Raw genomic sequence first — 9148 nt, 5'->3', positions numbered from 1 at the left:
TCCGAACTCTGCGGCGCCCCTCTTTTCACTCGGCGCGGTTCGAGCAGGACGCCGAAGACGCGAAGGCGTGGTTGATCGCACGCGGGTTGCCAGTGGCGTAAGGCCGCGGGCGCGGTTGGCCACGGGCGCGTGGCGACGCGCCGAACCCTGCGGCGCCCCTCTTTTCACTCGGCGCGGTTCGAGCAGGACGCCGAAGACGCGAGAGCCTGGCTGATCGAACGTGGATTGCCGGTAGCGTGACGCGCCGCGAAACGGGGTCAGATCCCTTTTGCTGCGCAAAAGGGATCTGACCCCCTCACCCCTGCCCTGCCAGCGCACGCAGGGTAATGCCGACGATGTACGCCAGGTAGGTCCCGGTGGCGTAGCCCATCGTTCCCAGCAGCACGCCTACCGGTGCCAATGCTGGATGGAAGGCGGCGGCCACCACGGGCGCCGAGGCCGGACCGCCGATGTTCGACTGCGAGCCGATGGCGAAATAGAAGAACGGCACCTTCAGCAACCGGCCCAGGCACCACAGCAGCACGATGTGCACGGCGATCCAGATCAGGCCGAGCAGGAACAGCCACGGACGGTCCAGCAATGCCAGCAGATCCATCTGCATGCCGATGCAGGCGATCAGGAAGTACAGCAGCAGCGACCCCAGACGTGACGCTCCCGCTCCCTCCAGCGTGCGCGCGCGGGTGAAACTCAGGCCCAGGCCCAGCGTGGTCGACAGCACCACCACCCAGACGAAGGGAGCATCCAGGCTGAACTGCGATGCCCAGCCGACATGGGCCTTGAACCAGGCCGCCAGCGGCGCGCCGATTGCATGCGCCAGACCGACGCCACCGAACGCAACGGCGACGATCAGCATCAGATCGGTCAGGCTGGGAATGCGCTCGTGTTCGGCCTGGAAGCGCGCGATGCGTTCCTTCAGTTCGTCGATGGCCGAGGTATCGGCACCGCTGCGTGCGTCGATCTTCGCGGCGCGCCCGGCGAGGAAGATCAGTACCGCCATCCAGACGTAGCCGACACCCACGTCGACCACGGCGAACTGGCCGAAGGTGGTGGCGTTGACGTCGAATACTTCGCGCATCGCCAGCATGTTGGCGCCACCGCCGATCCAGCTGCCGGCCAGTGCGGCCATGCCGGCCCAGGTGTCGCCGGCAACGGTTTCCGGGTGCAGCGCGCGCATCAGCAGGAAGGCGACCACGGCACCGAGCATGATGCTGGCGGAGGCACCCAGGTACATCAGTACCAGCTTCGGTCCCAGCCGCAGGATGCCCTTGATGTCCACGGCCAGGGTCAGCAGCACCAGCGCCGCCGGCAGCAGGATGTCACGCGCGACCGGGTTGTACAGCGCGGTGTTCTGCCCGTCGATCAGGCCGACGGTGTTGTAGATGCCAGGAATGAGATAACACAGCAGCAACGCCGGCACGAAGGTGTAGAAGCGCTTCCACGGCCCCTGCTCCCGCGAGGCGGTCCAGAACACGGCCCCCAAAGTGGCGGCGATCAGGCCGAAGACCACGATGTCGTTCTGGATCAGGGCGTTCGAAGTCATGCGGGCGCTCGGGTAGAGCCGAGCCATGCTCGGCTGCTGTTGGCGGGAAAGGAGGCACAGAGCAGCCGAGCATGGCTCGGCTCTACAAAAAGCAGAGCGCCGCCCTGGGGGGCGGCGCCGGACCGGCTTATTCGCCGATATGCTGCTTCAGCCAGCCGTTGACCGTGTCATGCCACAGGATGCTGTTGTGCGGCTTGAGCACCCAGTGGTTCTCGTCCGGGAAGTACAGGAACTTCGACTCGATCCCCTGCCGCTGCGCCGCCGTGAATGCCGCCAGGCCCTGCTCGACCGGAATACGGAAGTCCTGCTGGCCATGGATGATCAGGATCGGCTTCTTCCAGTCCGCCACGTGGTTGACCGGGTTGAACTTCTCGTAGTTCGCCGCCTTCTGGTACGGCGTGCCGCCCTGCTCCCACTCGGTGAACCACAGCTCCTCGGTGGCGTAGCCCATCATGCGCTGGTCGAACACGCCATCGTGGTTGACCAGGCACTTGAACGGGCCGTTCCAGTTGCCGGCGATCCAGTTGACCATGAAGCCGCCATAGCTGGCGCCCAGAGCACAGGCCTTGTCACCGTTGAGGAACGAATACTTCTTCAGTGCCGCGTCCCAGCCCTTCTGCAGGTCTTCCAGCGGACGATCACCCCAGTGCTGGCTGATCGCATCGGTGAATGCCTGACCGTAGCCGGTGGAGCCGTGGAAATCGATCATCACCACCGCGTAGCCCTGGCCCGCATAGGTCTGCGGATTCCAGCGGTAGCTCCAGCCGTTGCCGAAACTGCCCTGCGGACCGCCATGGATCAGGAACGCGACCGGGTAGGACTTGCCTTCCTGGTAGTTGTGCGGCTTGACCACATAGCCGTGCACGGTGTCGTTGTTCCAGCCCTTGAACGAGAACTGCTCGAAATCGCCGAAACTGACGTCCTTCAGCACGTCGCCGGCAGACGGTGTCAGCGCACGCAGCTCGCCCATCGGCTGGCCGGCGGCTGGCAGCAGGCCGACCAGTACCTGGTCGTTGCTCTTCAGGCTGTTGCGGGTGATCGCCACGCTGGTGCCGGCCACATCGACGGCGGTCACGCTGCCATCGCCGATCAGGCGGGTGGCCTTGCCGGTGGCGACATCGATCTGGAACAGCGGGTGCTCGCCCAGATCATCGGCGGTGGTATAGATGCTGGCGCCATCGGCGGACAGCACGATGCCACCCGCCGAGCGATCCCACTGCGGGGCGATCTCACGGCTCTTGCCGCTGGCCAGATCCATCGCCATCAGGCCGAAGCGATCAGCTTCAAAGCCGGGGCGCTTCATCGCACGGTAGAACAGCGTCTTGCCATCGGCACTGAACACCGGGCCCGCATCCCATGCCGGGTTGGAGGCGGTCAGGTTCACCGGTGCCTGACGACCGGCAGCATCGAAGCGATAGAGGTCGAAGTTGGTCGACCACGGTTCCTCGCGGCCCGCCACGCGGATGCTGGCGACCACGCTGCTGCCGTCCGGCGACCACACGAAGTCATCATTGCCACCGAATGGCTTGGACGGCGCATCGCCATCGAGGGTGGCGCTCAGCGCTGAAGCCCCCTTGACCGGGCCGGCCTGGGCGCCCGGCAGCGGCGCGACGAACAGGGTGTTGCGACGGCCGTCGTTCCAGGTATCCCAATGGCGCACGAACATCGAATCCCAGACCTGGCCACTGGCCTTGGCGTCCTTCTTCTCTTTCAGCTTCTTCTCGGTGCAGGCCAGGTCCGACGCGCAGGCCTGGAACACGCCGGCGCTGAACAGCACGCGGTCGTCCTGTGGCGAGACGTGGTAGCTGTCCACATCCACCGGGAAATCGGTCAGCTGGCGCGGGGCGCCGCCGTTGATCGCCTGCGCGTACAGCTGCTGGCTGCCGTTCTTGGCACTGAGGAAGTACACCGTCTGGCCGTCCGCCGACAGCGAGGCGGAATTGACGTTCCAGCCGGCCGGGGTGATCTGCTTCGGCGGTGCCGCGTCACGCGTGCGCAGGTTGCGTGCGTACAGGGCGGTGCTGGCCTTGAGGTTGGCGTCGGTGCTGCGCTTGGCGAACACCACGGTGCCGCCATCGGCGCTCAGCACCGGCGCGGAAACGCGATCCATGGCCACCATGTCGCGGATCTCCAGGCCACGGGCAGCGGCGACGCTGGGCAGAGCGGCCAGCAGGCTCAGTGGCAGCAGGGCATGACGCAGTTTCATCGGGATCTCCGCAGGACGGCAAAAAGGCGATGGTAGGCCCCGCAGCCCGGGGCTGCCAAGGCCATCGGTCATGGCCGTGATCGGGCAGCCGCCAGAAACAGCAAACCGCGCCGTAGCGCGGTTTGTGGGTGGACCCGGGGTCGGATCCGATTCCGCAGGAATCGGCTCTGACCCCGCCCGGCCACCGCCGGCAAACCGGGGTCAGAGCCCTTCCCGACGGGAAGGGATCCGACCCATCACTTACGCCTTGGCGTACTTGCCGGTGCGGTAGATCAGCCAGCCCACCAGGAACAGCACGGCCAGGCCGATCCACTGCGCGGCCGGCAGATGGAACGGCACGGCCAGCACGTCGGCGCGGCTGCTGACCACGATCGGAATGGCGATGGCGATGCCCATCAGCGCCTCGCCGGTGATCAGGCCGGCGGCGAACAGCACGCCCGGCTTGTGCACGCGGTCGCGGCCCTCTTCATCATCGGCACGCACCTTGTGGAAGCGCTCGACCAGGTAAGCGATCAGGCCGCCGAGGAAGATCGGCACCATCAGCTCCAGCGGCAGGTAGATGCCGATGGCGGCCGCCAGCACCGGCACCCGGAAGCGCGCGTTGCGCGCCTTCAGCCAGCTGTCGAAGGCGATGATGACGGCGCCGACCACGGCACCGATGCCGATGAAGGTCCACGGCAGCTCGCCACCGAACAGGCCCTTGGCCACCGACGCCATCAGGTTGGCCTGCGGCGCAGCCAGCGCGTTCGGGTGCAGCTCGGTCTTCACGCCGATGCCATAGGCGGTGGCCAGCAGGTTCAGCACCGGGGCCATGATCAGCGCGCAGGAGAACGCACCGATGCCCAGCATCAGCTGCTGCTTCCACGGCGTAGCGCCGACGATGTAACCGGCCTTGAGGTCCTGCAGATTGTCACCACCGACGGCGGCAGCGCAGCACACCACCGCGCCGATCATGATCGCAGCCACCGCACCCAGCGGTGCACCGCCGGTACCGACCGGCTTGAGGCCATCGGCACCCAGCAGCACGACCAGTACCGCCGAGGCGAACAGGATGGTGGAAATGGTGATGCCCGAGACCGGGTTGTTGGACGAACCGATCAGGCCGGCCAGGTAGGCCGAGACCGACACGAACAGGAAGCCGGCGACGATCATGATGATGGTCATCGGGATCGACACGTGCCACTGGCCGACGATGGCCTGGTACAGGGCCAGCAGCGGCAGCACGAAGACCACCAGGGCGACCAGCATCCACTTCATCGGCAGGTCGCGCTCGGTGTGCGCCAGCACCGGTCCGCCGCTCTTGCGGGCGGCGGCAAAACCGCTCTTGACGCCGTTGAGCAGCGACTTGCGCAGCGAAATCAGGGTCCAGATGCCACCGATCAGCATTGCGCCGACACCTAGGTAGCGCATCTTCGCGCCCCAGATGGCGAATGCGGCCTCGGTGGAGGACGCAGCGGCCACCGACGCGGCCAGGGCCGGGTCGGTGTTCATGAAGAACGCCTGGTAGAGCGGGATGGCGATGTGCCAGGTCAGGATCGAACCAGACACCACCACGATGCCGACGTTGAGGCCGACAATGTAGCCCACGCCCAGCAGCGCCGGCGACAGGTTGGTGCCGATGAACGCGGTGACCTTGGAACTGCCCACGTAGGCCGAGGTGGCCCAGGCATCGGGAATCAGGCGCATGCCGCTTTCCGCGGCCAGCTTGACGAAGGCGCCGATCACCGCCGACAGGCCCAGGATCTTCAGGCCCGGACCCGGGTTCTCACCGGCCTTGAGCACTTCCGCCGCCGCCTTGCCTTCCGGGAAGGGCAGCGGATCTTCGACGATCATCGAGCGGCGCAGCGGCACCGAGAACAGCACGCCCAGCAGGCCGCCCAGGCCGGCAATGCCCAGCACCCACCAGTACTTGAAGTCCGGCCAGTAGCCCATGATCACCAGCGCGGGGATGGTGAAGATGACACCGGCGGCGATCGAGGAACCGGCCGAGGCGCCGGTCTGCACGATGTTGTTCTCGAGGATCGAGCCACCGCCCAGCAGGCGCAGCACGCCCATGGAAATGACTGCGGCGGGAATCGCGGTGGCGATGGTCAGGCCTGCGAACAGACCGAGGTAGGCGTTGGCCGCGGACAGCACCACCGCCAGCACGATGGCCAGGGCCACTGCGCGGAAGGTGAGCTGCTTGGGCGCAGCGTCGTGGTTCATGGGAGCCCCTGCTGGCAAAAAATCCCTGCCACGCTAGCGTTCAGGGGGCGGCAAGTCCAGCACACCGCAGCATGACAAGCGCCAGCGGATCAGGCAGGACACGGATCAGGCACAGGCAGCAGACGCATCCGGCACATTCCGGCTGGGCATTCCGCAAACGATATGTTATATCTTTTCGATTGAACGACATCGCCGTCCGCATGCCCTCTCCGCCACCGGCCCGCCTCACCTCCATCGACCAGCTGCGCGGCACCGTCATGCTGTTGATGCTGCTCGACCACGTGCGCGAGACCTTTTTCCTGCAGCACCAGGTCAGCGACCCGATGGACGTATCCACGGTCTCCCCCGCGCTGTTCGCGTGCCGCCTGCTGGCCCACCTGTGCGCACCGGTGTTCGTGCTGCTGACCGGCCTGTCGGCCTGGCTGTATGGCCAGCGCCAGGCGGATCCGCGCCGGGCCACGGCCGCGTTCCTGCTCAAGCGCGGGCTGTTCCTGGTGGTGCTGGAACTGACCCTGGTGAATTTCGCCTGGACATTCCAGCTGCCTCCGGACACCGTATACCTGCAGGTGATCTGGGCGATCGGCCTGAGCATGGTCGCGCTGGCCGGCCTGCTGTGGCTGCCACGCGCGGCGCTGCTGGTGCTGGCGGTACTGCTGGTGGCCGGCCACAACCTGCTCGACGGCGTGCGCGTGGCAGGCGACGGTGTGCTGCCGGTGCTGTGGAAGGTGCTGCACCAGCGGGACTGGATCGAGGCCAGTGCACTCCGGCTGCGCACGTCCTATCCGGTGCTGCCGTGGATCGGGGTGATCGCGCTCGGCTATCTGATGGGGCCCTGGTTCGCGGCGGACCGCGTGCCAGCGCAGCGTCACCGCTGGCTGGTGTGCGCTGGGCTGGCAGCGCTGGGCATGTTCGCCCTGCTGCGGTTCGGCAACGGCTATGGCGATACGCCCTGGCAGTTCCAGCAGGACGCGCTGCGCACCTGGATGAGCGTGTTCAACGTGACCAAGTATCCGCCATCACTGCAGTTCCTGTTGCTGACCCTGGGCGTTGGCCTGCTGTGGCTGCGCCTGTTTGAGTGGCCTGCGATGGCACGGGCGTTGAGGCCGCTGGCAGACATCGGCGCGGCACCGATGTTCTTCTACCTGCTGCATCTGTATCTGCTGAAGCTGCTGTATCTGGCGGCGCTCGGGTTCTGGGGGCCGACCCACGGCAGCCTGTACGCTCTCGATTCGGTCGCCGGCCTGATCCTGGTGGCCTGTGCGTTGGCGGTGGTGCTGTACCCGCCGACGCGGGCATTCGCGCGGTTCAAGGCGCGTCGGCGCGACCTGGGCTGGCTGCGATACCTGTGACCCCGCTCGCCGGGCGCGGCCTGATGCTGCCCGCCACGGGCGTGGCGGCGGGCCTATAATCGCGCCCTTTCCGCAGTGCCCGCCGTCGATGACCGTTGCCGCTCCCGCTTCCGACGACTTCCTTGGCCACCCCAAGGGCGTCTACGTCTGCTTCTTCACCGAAATGTGGGAGCGCTTCTCCTTCTATGGCATGAAGGCGCTGCTGCTGCTGTACCTGACCAAGTACCACCTGTTCGGCGACAAGGCCGGACTGGACCTGCTTGGCGCCTACGGTGGCCTGGTGTACTGCATCCCGGTGTTCGGCGGCATGCTGGCCGACCGCTGGCTGGGCATGCGCCGTGCAGTGCTGTTCGGCGGCATCCTGCTGGTGCTGGGCCATCTCGGCATGGCCTTCGAAGGCCACGCGGCATACCGGGTCAATGGTGAAGTGGTGCGCGACACCTCGGCGCTGGCGGTGACCTATCTGTCGCTGGCACTGATCATCATGGGCGTGGGCTTCCTCAAGCCGAACATCTCCACCATCGTCGGCAAGCTGTACGCCAAGGACGATCCGCGCCGCGACTCGGGCTTCTCGCTGTTCTATGCCGGCATCAACCTCGGGGCGCTGTTCTCGTCGCTGGTGTGCGGCTTCCTCGGCGAGGCCTATGGCTGGAAGTATGGCTTCGGCGCGGCGGGCATCGGCATGCTGGCCGGGCTGGCGATGTTCCTGTGGGGGCAGAAGTACCTGCACGGGCATGCCGAGCCGCCACAGCCGGCCGCGCTGAAACAGCGGGTGCTGGGCCTGCCGCGTGAATGGCTGATCTATCTGTGCGCGGTGCTCGCGGTGCTGCCACTGGCGTGGCTGATGTGGGCCGCCGGTAACGGTGCGTTCGCTCTGGGCGGCGAAATCAGCCTGGCGTTGATGCTGATGCTGGTGGTGCTGGGGGGCGTGCTGGTCTGGTTCGCCTGGTTCACCGGCAGCCAGTGCACGCCGGTGCAGCGCCAGCAGATGATCGCGCTGATGGTGCTGATTTTCCTGGCGCTGGTGTTCTTCACCCTGTACGAGCAGTCCTATGGCTCGTGGGTGACGTTCACCGATCGCCTGCTGACCAAGGACATCGTTCCCTCGCTGGTGATCACCGACGGCACGCCGCTGCCCTGGTCGATCCTGTCGTTGCTGCTGGCGCCGCTGGGCTTCGTGGTCAGCGCGCGCCTGACCGAGCGTCGACCGGGGTCGGCCGCGCCGCGCCGGTTCTTCATTGCCATCGTCGCGCTGATGCTGGTCCTGCTGGTGCGCGACTGCCTGGTGATTCCGCAGACCGCCGGCTCCCTGACCTATCTGGGCGGACTGTTCCTGGTGCTGCTGGCGCCGGCCTTCGCCGCCCTCTGGACCTGGATGGACCGTCGCGGCTGGGAGCCGGGCAAGCCGGTCAAATCCGCCTGGGGCCTGGTGATCGGCGCGCTCTCGTTCGTCCCGCTCGCATTGGCCGCACAACAGGTCGGCGCCACCGGCGAGATGGCCAGCGTGTGGTGGCTGGTCCTGGCCTACTTCCTGTTGGCCAGTGGTGAGATGTGCCTGTCGCCCGTGGGTCTGTCGGCCGTAACGCAGCTGGCCGTGCCGCGGGTGATGAGCCTGATGATGGGCACCTGGTTCCTGGCCACAGCGTTCTCCGAGACGCTTGCCGCGCTGTTCGGCAAGCTGGCGGCCATCGATGTGCCCGAAGGCGGCACGCTGGACATGGCGGCGGCGGCCGGTGCGTATGCGCACCTGTTCTGGCTGCTGATGTGGATCGGCCTGGGCTGCGCCCTGCTGGCCTTCATCGCCGCGCCGCTGCTGAAGCGGATGATGCACGGGGTCAGGTAACTGCA

5 protein-coding genes are annotated in these 9148 nt (G+C 66.7%); 2 read left to right on the top strand and 3 right to left on the bottom strand.

From position 1 onward, the window contains the following. Positions 1 to 295 precede the first annotated feature (295 nt). The 3 genes from ACX9OW_RS20390 to ACX9OW_RS20380 all read right to left on the bottom strand — a co-directional run bounded on the left by ACX9OW_RS20390 (position 296) and on the right by ACX9OW_RS20380 (position 5951). Positions 296 to 1540: a DUF819 family protein gene (locus ACX9OW_RS20390; protein WP_053516181.1), complete on the bottom strand. Its 1245-nt coding sequence runs from the start codon at positions 1538 to 1540 to the stop codon at positions 296 to 298. 127 nt (positions 1541 to 1667) lie between these two features. After that, positions 1668 to 3746: an alpha/beta hydrolase family protein gene (locus ACX9OW_RS20385; protein ID WP_053516182.1), complete on the bottom strand. Its 2079-nt coding sequence runs from the start codon at positions 3744 to 3746 to the stop codon at positions 1668 to 1670. A 240-nt stretch (positions 3747 to 3986) separates the two neighbouring features. Then, on the bottom strand, positions 3987 to 5951 hold the full coding sequence (locus tag ACX9OW_RS20380; protein WP_053516183.1) for an OPT family oligopeptide transporter: 1965 nt from the start codon (positions 5949 to 5951) through the stop codon (positions 3987 to 3989). Positions 5952 to 6151: 200 nt separating this feature from the next. On the opposite strand from ACX9OW_RS20380, the gene ACX9OW_RS20375 reads away from it, so the two are divergent. Together ACX9OW_RS20375 and ACX9OW_RS20370 are read left to right on the top strand one after the other, a co-directional pair. Then, positions 6152 to 7300, top strand: coding sequence for a DUF1624 domain-containing protein (locus tag ACX9OW_RS20375; protein WP_459062753.1), 1149 nt, complete (start codon positions 6152 to 6154; stop codon positions 7298 to 7300). Positions 7301 to 7388: 88 nt separating this feature from the next. Continuing rightward, on the top strand, positions 7389 to 9143 hold the full coding sequence (locus tag ACX9OW_RS20370) for a peptide MFS transporter (protein ID WP_065174593.1): 1755 nt from the start codon (positions 7389 to 7391) through the stop codon (positions 9141 to 9143). Positions 9144 to 9148 lie beyond the last annotated feature (5 nt).

It is taken from the genome of Stenotrophomonas genospecies 5, assembly GCF_054473825.1.
This window is presented reverse-complemented; position numbering and strand designations above follow the sequence as displayed.